The 15,247-nt window shown below is 73.5% G+C and carries 14 protein-coding genes; 3 read left to right on the forward strand and 11 right to left on the reverse strand.

The window, feature by feature from the left end:
• Positions 1-142 precede the first annotated feature (142 nt).
• Positions 143-793: a methyltransferase domain-containing protein gene (locus ACFZDA_RS27795; protein ID WP_391086622.1), complete on the forward strand. Its 651-nt coding sequence runs from the start codon at positions 143-145 to the stop codon at positions 791-793.
• On the opposite strand, the gene ACFZDA_RS27800 is transcribed toward ACFZDA_RS27795, so the two are convergent.
• Both ACFZDA_RS27800 and ACFZDA_RS27805 read right to left on the reverse strand, forming a co-directional pair.
• Positions 752-1,252: a DUF402 domain-containing protein gene (locus ACFZDA_RS27800; protein WP_391086624.1), complete on the reverse strand. Its 501-nt coding sequence runs from the start codon at positions 1,250-1,252 to the stop codon at positions 752-754. The genes ACFZDA_RS27795 and ACFZDA_RS27800 overlap by 42 nt on opposite strands.
• Positions 1,233-2,159 (reverse strand): GNAT family N-acetyltransferase, encoded by a 927-nt coding sequence (locus tag ACFZDA_RS27805; RefSeq protein WP_391086627.1) that lies wholly within the window; start codon positions 2,157-2,159, stop codon positions 1,233-1,235. Before ACFZDA_RS27805 ends, ACFZDA_RS27800 begins: the two co-directional genes overlap by 20 nt.
• Before the next feature lie 71 nt (positions 2,160-2,230).
• Here ACFZDA_RS27805 and ACFZDA_RS27810 point away from each other — a divergent pair, with 71 nt between their 5' ends.
• The gene (locus ACFZDA_RS27810; RefSeq protein ID WP_391086629.1) at positions 2,231-2,599 is read left to right on the forward strand and encodes a GntR family transcriptional regulator; all 369 of its coding nucleotides are present in this window, start codon (positions 2,231-2,233) and stop codon (positions 2,597-2,599) included.
• A 50-nt stretch (positions 2,600-2,649) separates the two neighbouring features.
• On the opposite strand, the gene ACFZDA_RS27815 is transcribed toward ACFZDA_RS27810, so the two are convergent.
• The 6 genes from ACFZDA_RS27815 to ACFZDA_RS27840 all read right to left on the reverse strand — a co-directional run bounded on the left by ACFZDA_RS27815 (position 2,650) and on the right by ACFZDA_RS27840 (position 8,913).
• Entirely contained in the window at positions 2,650-3,423 is a 774-nt protein-coding gene (locus ACFZDA_RS27815) for a DUF72 domain-containing protein (protein ID WP_391086631.1), read from the reverse strand.
• Positions 3,424-3,457: 34 nt separating this feature from the next.
• Entirely contained in the window at positions 3,458-4,552 is a 1,095-nt protein-coding gene (locus ACFZDA_RS27820; protein WP_391086633.1) for a DUF5925 domain-containing protein, read from the reverse strand.
• A 74-nt stretch (positions 4,553-4,626) separates the two neighbouring features.
• A complete protein-coding gene (locus tag ACFZDA_RS27825; protein ID WP_391086635.1) occupies positions 4,627-5,427 on the reverse strand; it encodes a polysaccharide deacetylase family protein in 801 nt (266 codons plus the stop codon).
• Entirely contained in the window at positions 5,420-6,409 is a 990-nt protein-coding gene (locus tag ACFZDA_RS27830) for a glycosyltransferase (RefSeq protein WP_391086637.1), read from the reverse strand. Before ACFZDA_RS27830 ends, ACFZDA_RS27825 begins: the two co-directional genes overlap by 8 nt.
• Positions 6,406-7,227, reverse strand: a complete 822-nt coding sequence (locus tag ACFZDA_RS27835; protein WP_391086639.1) for a glycosyltransferase — start codon at positions 7,225-7,227, stop codon at positions 6,406-6,408. The genes ACFZDA_RS27830 and ACFZDA_RS27835 overlap by 4 nt, the downstream gene beginning before the upstream one ends.
• Before the next feature lie 477 nt (positions 7,228-7,704).
• Complete coding sequence (locus tag ACFZDA_RS27840; protein ID WP_391086641.1) at positions 7,705-8,913, reverse strand: S8 family serine peptidase; 1,209 nt, start codon at positions 8,911-8,913, stop codon at positions 7,705-7,707.
• Between the two features lie 336 nt (positions 8,914-9,249).
• Here ACFZDA_RS27840 and ACFZDA_RS27845 point away from each other — a divergent pair, with 336 nt between their 5' ends.
• Entirely contained in the window at positions 9,250-10,056 is an 807-nt protein-coding gene (locus tag ACFZDA_RS27845) for a GDSL-type esterase/lipase family protein (RefSeq protein ID WP_391086643.1), read from the forward strand.
• 17 nt (positions 10,057-10,073) lie between these two features.
• On the opposite strand, the gene ACFZDA_RS27850 is transcribed toward ACFZDA_RS27845, so the two are convergent.
• The 3 genes from ACFZDA_RS27850 to ACFZDA_RS27860 all read right to left on the reverse strand — a co-directional run bounded on the left by ACFZDA_RS27850 (position 10,074) and on the right by ACFZDA_RS27860 (position 15,233).
• A complete protein-coding gene (locus tag ACFZDA_RS27850; protein WP_391086645.1) occupies positions 10,074-11,705 on the reverse strand; it encodes a protein kinase in 1,632 nt (543 codons plus the stop codon).
• A 79-nt stretch (positions 11,706-11,784) separates the two neighbouring features.
• Complete coding sequence (locus ACFZDA_RS27855) at positions 11,785-13,347, reverse strand: nickel transporter (RefSeq protein ID WP_391086647.1); 1,563 nt, start codon at positions 13,345-13,347, stop codon at positions 11,785-11,787.
• On the reverse strand, positions 13,344-15,233 hold the full coding sequence (locus ACFZDA_RS27860; RefSeq protein ID WP_391086649.1) for a tetratricopeptide repeat protein: 1,890 nt from the start codon (positions 15,231-15,233) through the stop codon (positions 13,344-13,346). The genes ACFZDA_RS27855 and ACFZDA_RS27860 overlap by 4 nt, the downstream gene beginning before the upstream one ends.
• Between the last annotated feature and the right edge of the window lie 14 nt (positions 15,234-15,247).

The following is a 15,247-nucleotide window of genomic DNA, read 5'->3' on the forward strand; positions in this document are numbered from 1 at the left end:
TCTACCGGGTTCCGCGTTCTCACGGAGGTAGACCTTTCGGGGGAGAGTTCCTCATCGCTCCTGGTCTGTCAGTGGCGGCTGTCACGATTCGAGTGTCAGTGGCGGGTGTCACTCTTGGTGCGTGGCGAACGACAGTGACGCAATGACCTCGATCAACACCGGCGCCGACGTGGACTGGGACGCGCGGGCGGCCTCGTTCGACGAGGAGCCGGACCACGGCCTGCGCGACCCGAAGGTGCGAGGGGCCTGGGCCGCGCGGCTGCGCTCCTGGCTGCCCGGGCGTGCGGGCGACGTCCTCGATCTCGGCTGCGGCACCGGCAGTCTGTCGCTCCTCGCGTCCGAGCAGGGGCACCGGGTGACGGGTGTGGATCTCTCCCCGGCGATGGTGGCGCTCGCCAGGGAGAAGCCGGCCGGGCGTGACGCGGTGTTCCTCGTCGGTGACGCGGCGGCACCGCCGGTCGGGGAGCAGCGCTTCGACGCCGTGCTCGTACGGCACGTCCTGTGGGCCCTGCCCGACCCCGGCCGCGCCCTGCGGCACTGGGCCGGGCTGCTGCGGCCGGGAGGGCGACTCGTGCTGGTCGAGGGCGTGTGGGGGACGACCACGCCGGTCGGGATACCGGCGGAGCGGCTCACCGGCCTGCTCGCGCCGATCGCCGGGCAGATGCGCGTGGAGCGGCTGTCCGGCGATCCGCTGCTGTGGGGCGGGGAGGTGACCGACGAGCGGTACGCGGTGGTGGCCGTGTGCGGGGTCTCAGGCCAGGAGCGCGGTGAAGCCGTCGCCGCGGGCGAGTGACTCCAGCTCGTCGAGGGCGGCCAGGGCGGCTCGTGCCGCGCCGGGGTCCGACTCGGCCAGGCCGCTGTCGGCGAACTCGTCCTCGTCCAGGCGCCGTACGTCCGTGCCGTCCGCGCAGACCCACAGGTCCAGGTCGAGGTCCTCCACGACCAGCTCCGGGCCGGAGCGTGCGACGGGGCGGGTGATGTCGCAGTACCAGCCCTTCAGCGCGCCCGAGGCGGAGCGGACCTCCTTCACCGCGTACCAGCGGTCACGCCAGTAGTACTCCGTGAAGACGTCCCCGGGCTCGAAGCGGACGAAGCCGAAGTCGCGCACGCCGCTGCCCGCCCAGGGCGCGCGGACCGCGACGCGGGTGCCGTCGTCCGTCAGGAGCTCGCCGGTGTAGCGGATCTTCGTACGGCCCGCCTTGACGAGCACGACGTCGACGCGGCCGGACCGGTCAGCCGAGTTCGCGGACATAACGCACTTCCTTCGCGCAGATCTCGTAGCCGAACCACTTGTTGATGGCGATCATCGGCTCGTTGCCGGTGTCGTTGCCGGTGAACGCCTCCGTGTACCCCGCCGCGCGGGCCCGGTGCAGGGAGGCGTTCTTGGCCAGCTTCGCCAGGCCCCGGCCGCGCAGCGCCCGGGCGGTGCCGGTCATGGCCGTGCCGTAGCGGGTGCCGTCCGTGTGCGCCACGCTGAAGGCGGCCGGGCGGCCGTCCACGACCGCGACCGTGGTCAGGTCCCGGTCGAGGAGCGGGTGCTTCCAGGTCTCCTCCAGCCAGGCCGCGTAGTCCGTGAACTCGGCGTCGATGTCGCTGGGTTCGTCCGCCACCGTCTCCGCGTCCAGTGCGAACAGCGGGCGCGGGTCGTCCGCGTAGTCGGCGGCCGTGCGCAGCTCCACGCCCGCCGGCGGGTCCTGGCGGGGTGGCAGCGTGCCGGCCGCCAGGTCCAGACGCATGAAGTACGCGGAACGGCTGGCCCGGAAGCCGTGCCGCTCGGCGAAGGCCCGGTTGTCCGGCTCGTCCAGCACCCAGGCGAACAGCTTCCGGACGCCCAGCGACGCCAGACGCTCCTCGGCGGTGCGCAGCAGCAGCGAACCGGCGCCGTGCTGCCTGCGGTCGGGGCGCACGTAGATGTTGGCGGAGCCCTGGCCGGGTTCCGGGCTCTCGTGGGCGACGCTGATCTGGGCCGTGCCGATGATCTCGCCGTCCTCCTCGGCGACGAGCTGCCCGAAGTGGGCGTCCGGGTGGGCATGGGTCAGCGTGTGCACCACGGACTCGGGCGTGGACAGCATGTACGGCAGGGCCAGGCGGCGGGTGTGGGAGAACCCCTCGGGGTCGGCTCGGACATCGGGTCGCAGGTCGCGCACGATCACGGTCATGGAGGCGCACGCTACGTGGGGGCGCCCCCGGGGTGCCTCCCATTTTCCGCCGGGTACGGGACAATCGGCCTGTGACCTTGAAGATCGACATCGACGACAGTGCTCCGCCGTACGAGCAGGTGCGGGCGCGGATCTCCGAGCAGGCGCGGTCGGGTGAGCTGCCGGTGGGGTACCGGCTGCCGACCGTGCGGGGCCTGGCCGAGTCGCTGGGGCTCGCCGCGAACACGGTCGCCAAGGCGTACCGCGCGCTGGAGGCGGACGGCGTGATCGAGACGCGGGGCCGCCACGGCACGTTCGTGGCCGCCGCCGGCTCGGCGGCGGACCGGGAGCTGGCGCTCGCCGCCCAGGCGTACGTGGAGCGGGCCCGCAGGCTCGGGCAGGGGGAGGACGCGGCGCTCGCCGCGGTACGGGATGCCCTGCGGGCGGTTCAGGGGGAGTAGAGGGTGCCCGCGAGGTCCCGCCTGCCCCGCGACGCCCCCGAGAGCACGGCTCAGCCGGCCCGTACCAGCCGGTCGGGTGTCCGGGTGAGGTCCAGGCCCGCCGACCTCCCCAGCCGCGCGAACGTCACCGCGTCCTGCACCGCCGCGCCCCCCGGGTCGTTGTTGAAGTACGCGTAGACGTCCTCGCCGTCGGGCCAGGTCGTGGCGACGCGGTCGAGCCAGGTGGCCAGCGAGCGGCGGCCGTAGTGGGGCCAGGGCCGGGCGCGGCCCTGGTGGAAGCGGACGTAGCCCCAGTCGGTGGTGCGCCACAGCGGGGTCGCGGGGCGGGCCAGGACGTCGGCCCAGCACAGGGCCGCGTGCCGGGACTCCAGGACCCTGCGGACCTGAGGCGTCCACCACGAGTCGTGGCGGGGCTCGACCGCGACCCGGGTCGCGGCGGGGAAGCAGGCCAGGCAGGCGTCCAGGAGGCCCGGGTCGGCGCGCAGGTTGGGCGGGAGCTGGAGCAGCACCGGGCCGAGCCGGTCACCGAGGCCCGCCGCGTGGCTCATCAGGCGGCCGACCGGCTCCTGGGGATCCTTGAGCCGTTTGATGTGGGTCAGATAGCGGCTCGCCTTGACCGCGACGACGAAGTCCCCGGGCACCCGGCCGCGCCAGTCCTCGAAGGTCTCCCGGGCCGGCAGCCGGTAGAAGGCGTTGTTGATCTCGACGGTGGCGAAGTGCCCCGCGTACTCCTCCAGCCAGAGCCGCATCGGCAGCCCGGACGGGTACAGGACGTCCCGCCAGTCCTTGTACTGCCACCCGGACGTGCCGACGAACAGGGTCATAAGACCCATCAAAACACCGGCGGGCGCGGACCTCCTACAGATACAGCCCCGCGTCGGCGTCCCCGCGCGGCTCCGGCAGGGCCGTCGGGGAGGTGCCCCGGCGCAGCGCGTACAGCTCGGCCAGCGTCGCGCCCTCGCGGCCGATGCCGTCCTCGCGGTCCAGCCAGCTCACCGCCTCCGCGCGGGTCAGCGGGCCCACCTCGATCCGGGCCAGGCAGCGGCCGGGCCGGACGACGGCGGGGTGCAGACGCTCCAGGTCCTCGTTGGTCGTGACCCCGACCAGGACGTTGCGGCCCTGGCCGAGCAGGCCGTCCGTCAGGTTCAGCAGCCGCGACAGGGCCTGGCCCGCCGTGTGCTTGGCCTCGCCGCGGATCAGCTCGTCGCAGTCCTCCAGGAGCAGCAGCCGCCAGCGGCCCTTGCCCGCCGCGTCCTCCTCGCCGATCGCGATGTCCATCAGATAGCCGACGTCACTGAACAGCCGCTCGGGGTCCAGGACGCAGTCCACCTGGCACCAGTCCCGCCAGGACCGCGCCAGGGTGCGCAGCGCCGACGTCTTGCCGGTGCCCGGCGGGCCGTGCAGCAGGAGGAGCCGGCCCGAGATGTCCTCGGGGGTCGTCTTCATCAGCCGGTCCATGGCGTCCGCCACCGGCGCCGTGTAGTTGGGCCGGACCTCGTCCCAGGTGCCCGCCTCGATCTGGCGCGTGGTGCGGTGCGGGCCGCGGCGCGGGGAGACGTACCAGAAGCCCATCGTGACGTTCTCCGGCTGCGGTTCGGGCTCGTCCGCCGCGCCGTCCGTGGCCTGGTCGAGGATCTTCTCGGCGAGCTCGGCGCTGGTCGCCGTCACCGTGACGTCGGCGCCCCGGTTCCAGCGGGAGATCAGCAGCGTCCAGCCCTCGCCCTCGGCGAGCGTCGCGCTGCGGTCGTCGTCCCGGGCGGCGCGCAGCACGCGGGCACCGGACGGCATCAGCGTCGCCCCGGACCGTACGCGGTCGATGTTCACCGCGTGGGAGAACGGCTGCTCGCCCGTCGCGAAGCGGCCGAGGAACAGCGCGTCGACGACATCGGACGGGGAGTCGGAGTCGTCGACGTTGAGCCGGATCGGCAGCGCCTCGTGCGGGTTTCCAGACATGCCGCCATGATCCGGCACCAGGGCGCCGCGTGCACCCGGTTTCCCGGTGCACGCGGCGTGTTCCCGGGCGCGGGTCAGCCCCCGGAGCGGGACACCGGCCGGAGTGCCCGGCGGGCCCCGCGGACCACGGCGTATCCCTTGGTCAGGGCACGGTCCCCGGCGAACGCACGGGCGATCGCCCGGCCTTCGACCAGCCGCTCGAACGCGGCGGTGCCCGTGCTGCGGCGCACCGTCACACGCCGCAGGGCGTACGGCCCCTGCGCCCGGCGCGCGAGGCCGTTGCCGACGGCGAGGGCCTGGGCGTAGCCCGTCTCGCGCACCGCCTGCCGGACCCGGCGGCTGGAGTAGCCGTAGGGATAGGCGAACGAGACCGGTACGGTGCCCAGCTGGTCCGCGACGATCTCCTTGCAGTGGATCAGCTCGAAGCGCAGCGTGGCGCCGGAGACCTGGTCGAGCTGCGGGTGGCTGTGGCTGTGCCCGCCGATCTCGACGCCCGCCGCCGCGAGCTCGCGGACCTGGTCCCAGTCCAGCATGGTGTCCAGGCCGCCGCCGGTGTCGTACGGCCCCCGGATCCACCCGGTCGAGACGAACAGGGTGGCCGGGAAGCCGTGTTTGGCGAGCACGGGCAGGGCGTGCCGGTGCACGCCCTCGTAGCCGTCGTCGAACGTGATGAGGACCGGCCGCCCGGGCAGTGCGCGGCCGGAGCGCCAGCAGGCCGCCAGCTCGGCGGTGGTGACGGGGCTGAGCCCCCGGTCGGCGAGCACCGCCATCTGCTCGGCGAACGCCTCGGGGGTCACGGACAGGGCGCGGGTCGCGTCGTTCGGGCGGGTCGCGACCGCGTGGTACATGAGGATCGGTACGCGCACGTCACTCACGGACCGCCACCTCCACGTCGGGTACCGAGAACGTGGTCCCGCCCCGCCGGGCCCGCACGCTGCCCACCAGGTATCCGCCCGCCGCCGTCAGCACTCCGGCGACGATCGCCCCCGCCCGCCCGGCACCGCCCGGCCGGGCCAGCAGGGCGTCCCGCAGCCCCCGGGCCACCCCGGCCGGCAGGACCCGGGTGGCGTAGCGGCGTTCGGACTCCAGTCCCTTGCCGGCGCCGACGCTGCGGGCCACCAGGGCCTTGGACAGGCCCTCGGCGTACGTGCGCGTCCGGAAGTAGCGGAGGTGCTCACGGGCCTCGGGCACCCGGTGGTGGATCACCGCCCGGTCGTCGATCAGCAGGACGGCGTCGGGCCGGGCCCGGCTGAGGCGGATGCACAGCTCCGTCTCCTCGCAGCCCAGCGGGCGTTTGTCGCCGTCCCGGCCGATGCCGGTGGCGAAGCCGCCCGCCGCCTCGAAGGCGCTGCGGCGGAACGAGGCGTTGCCGCCGAGCACGTTGCGCACCCGGACCCGGCCGCGCGGCAGGCCCCGGTAGGTGCAGCCCACCACCCAGTCGAACTCCTCGGGGAACCAGGCGGGCCGCCGCCCCGACGCCCAGACCGGCTCCGTACGCCCGCCGACCGCCAGCACGCGCGGGTCGGTGTACGCCTCGGCGAAGTGCAGCAGCCAGTCGCGCTCGGCCACGGCGTCGTCGTCGAGGAAGGCGACGACCTCGCTGCGCGCGGCGGCGATCCCGGTGTTGCGGCCGGCGGACAGGCCGCGGGGGCCCGCGTTGGCGAGCACCCGCACGTCGTCGGCTTCCTTGTACTCCTTGCCGAGACGGTCCACAAGGGCCTGGTTGTGGTCGACGACCAGCAGTGTCTCCAGGGCGGGCCGGGACTGTGCCCGCACCGAGGAGACCGCCGCGAGGATGTCCTCCCAGCGGTCCTCGGTGTACGCGCAGATCACGACGGAGATGCCGGGACCGCTCAAGACACCTCTCCCCGGACCGAGTCGAGCAGCGGCGACTGGGGCGAACGGCGGCGCAGCGTCCGGCGGTTGGAGCGCTCCCGCAGGATCACCCTGAGCACCCGCAGCCCGTCGCGCACGGCCCGCAGATTGCTGGTGCCGTGGATGCGCAGGTACTCGTGGCTCGGGATCTCCTGCACCTTGAGCCCGGCCTTGACGACCCGGATGTTCATCAGCGTCTCGACCTCGAAACCGGTGCAGTCGAGGTCGATCTTGTCCAGGCAGTGCCGCCAGAACGCGTTGTAGCCGTAGCACAGGTCGGTGTAGCGGGCGCCGAACTTGCGGTTGACGACCGTGCACAGCGCCCAGTTGCCGAGCTTGCGGATGAAGGTCATGTCGTCCGTGCCGCCGCCGTTGGCGAACCGGGAGCCCTTGGCGAAGTCCGCGCCGGAGACCAGGGCGGAGACGTACGACACGATCTCGTTGCCGTCCGCCGAGCCGTCCGCGTCGACCATCACGACGATGTCGCCGGTGCACGCCTGGAACCCGGTGATCAGCGCGTCGCCCTTGCCCTTGCCGCGCTGCTCGACGACCTTGACCTCGGGCCACAGCTCGCGCGCCACCTGGACGGTGTCGTCGCTGGAGTTGCCGTCGACCAGGACCACTTCGTGGATCCAGTCGGGCAGGGTCTTGAAGACGTACGGAAGGTTCTCCGCCTCGTTCATGGCCGGGATGACCACGCTCACCGGCGGCGCTATGGCCAGGTGAGAGGAGACGGGCCGGTACTTCCCGGCGGTCGGCGGATACGGGTCCGCCGCGGCCGGCTGCAGAACTGAGCTCATGAGTCTGGTCCCTCTCGTCCGGTGGACCGCCCCCCCAGGGCAGTCCGGATCCAATCCGGTTCGAAAGGGGGGTTCTCACCCGCGGCACGCCGAGACGGAGCTTCGGGCACGCCGGGTGAGCTGGCAAAGCTGGCCGACAGCGGAAAACGGCAGCCGGCCGCGCGGCACGGCCCGGCACGTTGCGATCACCGGGCACGGCACCCCCCTACCGCGCCCCGCGCCGGTTCGTCGCGGTCCTGAGCCCTCCCCTGGAGCCGCGTGCTGACGGACCGATGCGGGTGAGATGTATGACGGTATTGACGATTGAACCCGTATGGCAAGACCTGGAACGGCCGCTCACGTTTTTGATGGTTTTGTCGTTGCGAACTGCCTTTCATGGGGCGCAAGTTGCAAGGTTCCGGTACCGGAAACAGCCGTTCCCCGGAGGCTCAACCCGCCTCCGGGGAACGGCAGTTCAGGTTCCGATCACGGCACGAGTCACGGGACGAGCTTCAGCAGCCGGTTCGGCGAGCCCGAACCAGCGCTGGTGACCTTGCCGGTGGTGGCGCCGGCGACCAGGGCCGAGGCGACCTGGGCCGGGGTGGAGGAGGTGTGGCCGGCCAGGTAGACCGCCGCCGCGCCCGCGACGTGCGGGGTCGCCATCGAGGTGCCGGAGATGGTGTTGGTCGCGGTGTCGCTGGTGTGCCAGCCGGCCGTGATGGAGGAGCCGGGCGCGAAGATGTCCAGGGCCGAGCCGTAGTTGGAGTAGCTCGCCTTGGCGTCGGTGCTGGTGGTGGCGCCGACGGTGATCGCCTCGGCGACCCGGGCCGGGGAGGACGAGGAGGCGGTGGTGCTGCTGTTGCCCGCGGCGACGGCGTACGTGACGCCGCTGGCTATGGAGTTGCGGACCGCCGTGTCCAGCGCGGCGGAGGCGCCGCCGCCGAGCGACATGTTGGCGACCGAGGGGCCGGAGTGGTTCTGCGTCACCCAGTCGATGCCCGCGATCACCCCGGCCGTGGTGCCGGAGCCGCTGTTGTTCAGCACCCGCACGCCCACGATCTTCGCCTTCTTGGCGACGCCGTACGTCGACCCCGCGATCGTGGTGGCCACATGGGTGCCGTGGCCGTTGCCGTCGGAGGCGTTGTTGTCGCCGTCGACGGCGTCGTAGCCGTGCGCGGCGCGGCCGCTGATCTGCTGGTGGGTGATGCGCACACCGGTGTCGATCACATAGACCGTCACGCCGCTGCCCGCGCTGTCCGGGTAGGTGTAGCTGCCGGAGAGCGGGAGCGAGGTCTGGTCGATGCGGTCCAGACCCCAGGGGGCGTTGTTCTGGGTGGCGGTCAGCCGCACGCGCTGGTTCTGCTCGACCAAGGCCACCGCCGGGTCGGCGGCCAGGCGCCTGGCCTCGGTGGCGGACAGGGTGGCGGAGTAGCCGTTCAGTGCCTTGCCGAACGTCTTGCGCACGGACCCGCCGTACTCCTCGACGAGGTCCTTGCCCGCGGCCGAGGACGCCTTCAGGCCGGCGCTCTTCTTGAGCGTGACGATGTAGCTGTCCTTGACGGCGTCCGGGGAGCCCGCGGCGAGCACCCGGCCCTCGGCGGGAGCCGCGGCCTGGGCGGGGAGGGCGGTGAGCCCGCCCACGAGGGCGGTGGTCGCCGACAGGGTGATCGCGGCGAGTCCGAGTCTCTTGCTACGCAGGTGTGCCATTACGAGGGATTCCTCCTCTAGGCGGCGCGCGCCTGGGTGGGGCGCGCGTCATGTGGGGGTTGTGCGCGTGCTCGCGCACACGGCCGGGAGCGTCGCGTTCCGCTCTCGGCCGGAGTAAAGCGTCGGCCAACTACCGGCGTAGAACAAGAGAGGTGAGCGCTAGTCAACAAATTTGTCATGGGCACGTAACAAAAGGTGCCCGGGGCGTAACAAAACGTGAGGTGAACGCGCCGCGTGCGCCCCGGAAGCGGCCGAAAAGACTTGGCATGGACACTTCCTGTCAACACGCGTAGCTGCTACGACGGTTGTGGCAGAGATCCTGCTAAGGGAGGTTCCATGAGACGTTCCCGACTTGTCGTCTTCGTGAGCTCGCTCCTCCTCGCCGCCGGCACCGCCCTCACCGGGGCAGCCACGGCGCAGGCGTCCGCACTCGCCTCAACTGGCGGCTATGCAGCGCTCGGTGACTCCTACTCCTCTGGAGTGGGCGCCGGCAGCTACATCAGCTCCAGCGGCGACTGCAAGCGCAGCACGAAGGCCTACCCCTACCTCTGGGCCACCGCCCACTCACCCTCGAGGTTCGATTTCACGGCCTGCTCCGGCGCCCGAACGGGTGATGTTCTGTCCGGACAGCTCGGCCCGCTCAGCAGCGCCACCGCCCTCGTCTCCCTCAGCGTCGGCGGCAACGACGCCGGATTCGCCGACGTCATGACGACCTGTGTGACCCAGTCCGACAGCGCCTGCGTCTCCCGCATCGACACCGCACGCGCGTACGTCGACTCCACACTGCCCGGCAAGCTCGACAGTGTGTACTCCGCGATCCGCTCCAAGGCCCCCAACGCCCACGTCGTCGTCCTCGGCTACCCCCGCTTCTACAAGCTCGGCACCACCTGCCTCGGCCTGTCCGAGACCAAGCGCAAGGCCATCAACAACGCCTCCGATTACCTCAACACCGCCATCGCGAAGCGCGCCGCGAACCACGGCTTCACGTTCGGCGACGTACGCGGAGCCTTCACCGGCCACGAGATCTGCTCCGGCGACTCCTGGCTGCACAGCGTCAACTGGCTCAACATCGGCGAGTCGTACCACCCGAAGGCGCCGGGCCAGTCGGGCGGCTATCTGCCCGTGCTCAACGCCAACGACTGACCGCGGCCGCCGCATGCTCAGCCGGAGCCCGTGTCCGACTCCGTGTCGGATCCCGTGTCCGATCCACTGACCGAAGGAGAAGGGGAGGCCCCGCCCGTCGGGGTCTCCGTCTCGCACGTGATCGAGAACGGCACCGACTCGGACGTCGTGCGCACCGGCTCCCGCACCTCGACACTGATCTCGTTCTCGAACGTCCCGCTCTCCGCCTCGGTCGTCACGGTCACCGCGTCCCGCCGCGTACGGCCGTCGCCCTCCGGGAACGACAGCGTCTTCCAGCCACCGTCGAGCGCCGACCCGTCCCGCGTCACCCAGCGGTAGCGCACCTCGGCCGGCAGCCGCCCCACCGTGAACGTCGCCGTGAACCTCGGCGCCCGGGCGCCCGGCGGCGGACACGCGCCCGAGTAGTCCGTGCGCGTGCCGTCCAGACCGACCCGCACCGACTGCGGCGGCGGACTGCTCCGCTCGCTCTCGCTCGGAGTCGGAGAAGGACTGGACTTCCCGCTCCCCGTGTTCTGCGGCGGGCTCTTGGTCTGCGCGGGCGTACTCGCCCCGGCACCCCTGTCGTTGTTCCCGGAGCCGTCCCCGCGGTTCAGCAGCGCGTACGTCAGCCCGCCCACCGCGAGCGCCAGCGCGACCACGCCCGCGACCAGCACCCGGCCGGCCCGCCGGTCGCGGTCCGGTCCGGTGGCCGTCGTCGTCCCGCCCGAGCCGGACGGCGCCTGCTGCCCCGGGAAGGGCATCGGGGGCGTGGGCGAGGGCTCGGGACGGCCGGCGAGCGTCGGCGGGAACGGGACGGCCCGCACGGTCTCCGCGCTCGGCGAGCCGCCCGCGCCGACGGCCCGCAGATCCCGCTCGGCCTGTTCGGCCGTCAGCCGCTGCGCGGGATCCTTGCGCAGCAGCCCTTCGATGACCGGGGCGAGCGGACCGGCCCGGTACGGCGGCGGCAACTCCTCGTCGACGATCGCGCGCAGCGTGCTCAGCGGCGTGTCGTGCCGGAACGGGGAGTGGCCCTCGACCGCCGCGTACAGCAGCACGCCGAGCGACCACAGGTCGGACTCCGGGCCCGGCGTACGGCCGAGCGCCCGCTCCGGGGCGAGGAACTCGGGCGAGCCGATGACCTCCCCGGTCATGGTCAGCGCGGAGCTGCCCTCGACCATGGCGATCCCGAAGTCGGTGAGCACGATCCGGCCGTCGTTCGCGATCAGCACATTGGCCGGTTTCACATCCCGGTGCAGCACCCCGGCCTCGTGCGCGGCCCGCAGCGCGGACAGCACCTCGGCGCCGATGTGCGCGGCACGCTGCGGCGGCATGGGGCCCTCGGCGTCCAGGACCTCGGCCAGGGAGAGCCCGCGGACCAGCTCCATGACGATCCACGGCCGGCCCTCGTCCGTCGCCACGTCGTACACCGTGACCACGTTCCGGTTGGCGACCCGGGCCGCCGCCCAGGCCTCCCGCTCCAGCCGGGCGTACATCCGCCGCACGTCGTCGCCCCCGAGCCCCGCCGGGGCGCGCACCTCCTTGACGGCGACCTCGCGGTGCAGCACCTCGTCGCGGGCGCGCCACACCGTCCCCATACCGCCCTCGCCGAGCGGTGCCAGGAGCCGGTAGCGGCCCGCGATCACACGCTCATGGCCCGGTTCTTCGGACACGGCGCCCCCATTCGCAGCCGGGCGAAATCTCCATGAGGTCTGTCTTCCCCATGACGTCGGACTTCCTCACGAACGTAACTCAGCCCAGTGCGGATGCCGCCCCCTTGAACACCAGTCCGGCCCCGAGGACGACGACGGCGAAGGCCGAGCCGAGCGGCGCGGTCCGGCGCACCAGGGCTGCCAGCGGGCCCGCCGTCCAGCGGGGGCGCCGGTCCAGGAGCCGGGTCATCCCGCTGCCCGCCTTGACGACGGCGTACCCGGCTGCCGTCAGGGTGAGCGCGAGCCCGACGCCGTAGGCGACGACCAGCAGCAGACCGAACCAGGCCTGCCCGAGGGCCGCGGCACCGACGAGCACCACCACGGCGGACGGGCTGGGCACGAGCCCGCCCGCGAAGCCCATGAGGATCGTGCCGCGCAGGGTGGGGGCGACGGGGTGGGAGTGGGTGAACCCGCCGTGGGTGTGCTCGACCGTGTGGGGGTGCGCGTGGGGGCGGTTGAGGTCGTGCGGGTGGTCGTGGTGGTGGTGATCGTGGTCGTGGCTGGGGTCGTGGTCGTGCGTGTGGCTGTGGTTGTCGTCGTGTGCGGGGCCGTGGTGGTGGGTGTGCGCGCGGTTGCGCAGAGCGCGGCGGAGCAGGCTCGCCCCCGCCAGGGTCACCAGGAGGCCACTGGCGACGCCCAGCCAGGCGATCACCGACGGGGCCGCCGCCGAACCGGCCGTGACCAGGAGGCCCAGGGCGACCACGCCCAGGGTGTGGGTGACCGTCACCGAGGCGGCCATCGGCAGGACGTCCTTCATCCGGGCCCGGCCGCCCCGGGCCGCCGCCGTCGCGGCCATGATGGTCTTGCCGTGGCCGGGGGCGAGCGCGTGCATCGCCCCGAGGACGACGGCGATGAGCAGCGCCAGCGCGGCGAAGCCCGGGGTGAGGTCGTGCCGGGCGACCAGGTCGTCCAGGGCCCGCGTCCAGCGGTCGGCGCCGCGCGGCAGCACGGAGGCGGCGGGGGCGTCCGACTCCTTGGCGGCCAGGGCCGCACCGCCGGGGCGCACACGCAGGGCGGCGGCCGCGGTGTCGGCCGGGGAGGACAGCAACTCCGCCGGGTAGCGGGTCAGTTCGGCCGAGACCGACTTCGCCGGGACGTCCGACTCGGTGAGCGTCATACGGTCACCCCGCGCCGTGATCTCCCGCCAGCCCGGGCCGGAGGAACCGCCCGCGCCACGGAAGCCCAGCGACACGGCCCGCTTGTCCGACGGCAGGGGAGCGGTCAGCTCGCATTCCACGCGGAGGGTGTCGAGCCCCGCCTGCCCGGGCCGCACGCGCGCGTGGCTGCGCTCGGCGGTGAGCGGGGTGCCGTGGCCGTCGACCGTGACCCTGCTGTCGGCGGCGGCCGTGGCGCACCGCTCGCGGGCCCACATGGCGATGCCCAGCCGCTCGATGTCCGGTCCCGCCTGTGTCGCCGGGATCTCGGCGAGGTCCTCGACGTGGTGGACGCGCAGTTCGCCCGGGGCGGCGACCAGGCCGTCGTAGCGGTTGACGGTGAAGTTGCCCAGCGGGTGGGCGCTCGCGGCGCCGGCGGGCAGCAGGGTGAGCGCGCAGGCGGCCGTGAGGACGGCGGCGCCGGACGCGCACAGGCGGCGCGGGGTCACCGGGCCCCCTCCAGATCCTTGAGCGCGCTACGGGCCTCGCGGGCGCCGAGCGGGGAGAAGCCGGGGTTCAGGCCGAGCGCGGCCGTCAGGTGGGCGCGGGCCTCGCGGTCGTTCCCGGTGGCGCGTTCGATGATGCCCCGGTGGTAGAGGAAGACGGCGTTGCGGTAGCCGGTGGCGGTGGCGCGGCGGGCGTACGGCAGGGCTTCCTCGTCACGGCCGTTGACGTGCAGGGCCCAGGCGAGGGCGTCGGCGGTGTGCACGCTGTGCCGGCGGTTCCACTCGGCGCGGGCGGCGCGCAGGGCCTCCTTCCTGTCGCCGTGGTCGGCGGCGGCCATGGCCGAGTCGAGGTCGGCGTTGACACCGCCCGCGCGGGCGAGGGACGTCCAGGCGTCGACGAGGGCGTACTGATCGCCGGCCCTCGCCCGGTCGCCGTCGGCGCCCCGGTCCTCGTACAACTCGCCGAGGGCGACGAGCGGGCCGGGCAGCGGGAAGCGGGCGACGACCTGCTCCAGTCCCTCGACGGCGGCGGCCCGGTCGCCGTTCGCGGCCTGGGCGCGGGCACGGCCCTCCAGGGCGGGGAGGTAGTCCTCGTCCGCGGCGAGGGCACGGGCGTAGTGGCCGAGGGCCGTCTTGTACTCGCCCTGGTTCCAGGCGAGCTGCCCGAGGGCGGTGGCGACGTACGCGATGTCGCCGGGGGAGTCGGAGACCTCCAGGGCGCGCTCCAGGACGTCACGCGCCGTACGGACGTCGCCGCGCAGCTCCTTGACGTAGGCGTACCGCGTGAAGACGGGCACCCCGGGCCGCCTGTCGTCGGCGGTGCGGGCGGCCTCGGCGGCGTCGTCGTAGCGGCCGAGCTCGACGAGGGCGTCGATCCGCGTGCACAGGGCGCGTTCGTTGTAGGGGTTCTGCTTCAGGGCCCGGTCGGCGTCCTTCAGCGCGCCGGTGAAGTCGTGCCGGGCGGCGGCGAGGGCGGCACGGCCGGCGAGAGCCTGGTCATTGCCGGGGTCCAGCTCCAGGGACCGCTTCAGCGCGCGCTCGGCCTGCGGATAGCGCGAGGGGTCGCCCTTCGTCCGGGCCTGTTCGACGTACGCCGTCCCGAGGGTGGCCCAGCTGCCGAAGTCCCTGGGCTGGGCGCGCAGATGCTTCTGCAGGGCCCCGATCCCCGCGTCGAGATCGCCCCGGGCCAGTACACCTGCCGCCGGCGCCCCGGCCGCGGACACGGCCTGGGCACCGGCCCCCGCACGGCCGTCTCCCGCACCCGCGAAGGCGATGGCCCCACCGGTCAGCGCGACGGCCAACAGCGCGGCGCACCCCGCCAGATGAGCGGCCCGCCAACGCCGCCCCCCGTCAGCGGCCCGCCGCATCGCGACCACACGCGGCCCGACACCGGCGCCGGTTTCGTCCCCGGGGGAAGGGCTGCCGTGCGCGTCAGGCTCGCCTTCGGCGGCGGGTGCGGATTCGGCGCGCGGACGGATGCGGCCGCGGGGCGGGTTTTCAAGGCCGGTGCCCGTGCCCGTGCCCGTGCTGGTGTCGGTGCCGTGCGCGGCGCGAGGCTCCGCGCGGGGTGATTCCGCACCTCCCGTGCCCACCGCCCCGGCGGCCGGGTCGGCGTCGTGCCCGCGCTCTGCCCCGTCGGCCGGGGCCGGGCGCGCCCCGTCGCCCGCGTCGGCACCCGCATCCCCGCCCGGCCCGGCTTCCGCCCCGGCGTCGGTGTCCGGGCCGGTGCGCCTCGGGCTCCGTCCCGTGGGCCGCTCTGCGTCGGTGTCCCGGCCGGTGCGCTTCGGACCTCGCCCCGCCGAGTTCTCTCCGTCGGTCTCCTGGTCCAGGCGCGGCGGATGGTCGTCGTCGCGCCTCTCCGGTGCGCTGTCCGTCGTACGCGGAGGCATGGCCTCTCCTCGGT

Origin of the sequence: Streptomyces sp. NPDC007991, assembly GCF_042958445.1 — a bacterium.
GTDB lineage: Bacteria > Actinomycetota > Actinomycetes > Streptomycetales > Streptomycetaceae > Streptomyces.

What these genes read in the sequence shown, in the direction of transcription:
- ACFZDA_RS27795 (WP_391086622.1), top strand. Translation starts at nt 143, where the DNA reads ATGACCTCGATCAACACCGGCGCCGACGTGGACTGGGACGCGCGGGCG.
- ACFZDA_RS27800 (WP_391086624.1), bottom strand. Translation starts at nt 1,252, where the DNA reads ATGTCCGCGAACTCGGCTGACCGGTCCGGCCGCGTCGACGTCGTGCTC.
- ACFZDA_RS27805 (WP_391086627.1), bottom strand. Translation starts at nt 2,159, where the DNA reads ATGACCGTGATCGTGCGCGACCTGCGACCCGATGTCCGAGCCGACCCC.
- ACFZDA_RS27815 (WP_391086631.1), bottom strand. Translation starts at nt 3,423, where the DNA reads ATGACCCTGTTCGTCGGCACGTCCGGGTGGCAGTACAAGGACTGGCGG.
- ACFZDA_RS27820 (WP_391086633.1), bottom strand. Translation starts at nt 4,552, where the DNA reads ATGTCTGGAAACCCGCACGAGGCGCTGCCGATCCGGCTCAACGTCGAC.
- ACFZDA_RS27835 (WP_391086639.1), bottom strand. Translation starts at nt 7,227, where the DNA reads ATGAGCTCAGTTCTGCAGCCGGCCGCGGCGGACCCGTATCCGCCGACC.
- ACFZDA_RS27840 (WP_391086641.1), bottom strand. Translation starts at nt 8,913, where the DNA reads ATGGCACACCTGCGTAGCAAGAGACTCGGACTCGCCGCGATCACCCTG.
- ACFZDA_RS27845 (WP_391086643.1), top strand. Translation starts at nt 9,250, where the DNA reads ATGAGACGTTCCCGACTTGTCGTCTTCGTGAGCTCGCTCCTCCTCGCC.
- ACFZDA_RS27860 (WP_391086649.1), bottom strand. Translation starts at nt 15,233, where the DNA reads ATGCCTCCGCGTACGACGGACAGCGCACCGGAGAGGCGCGACGACGAC.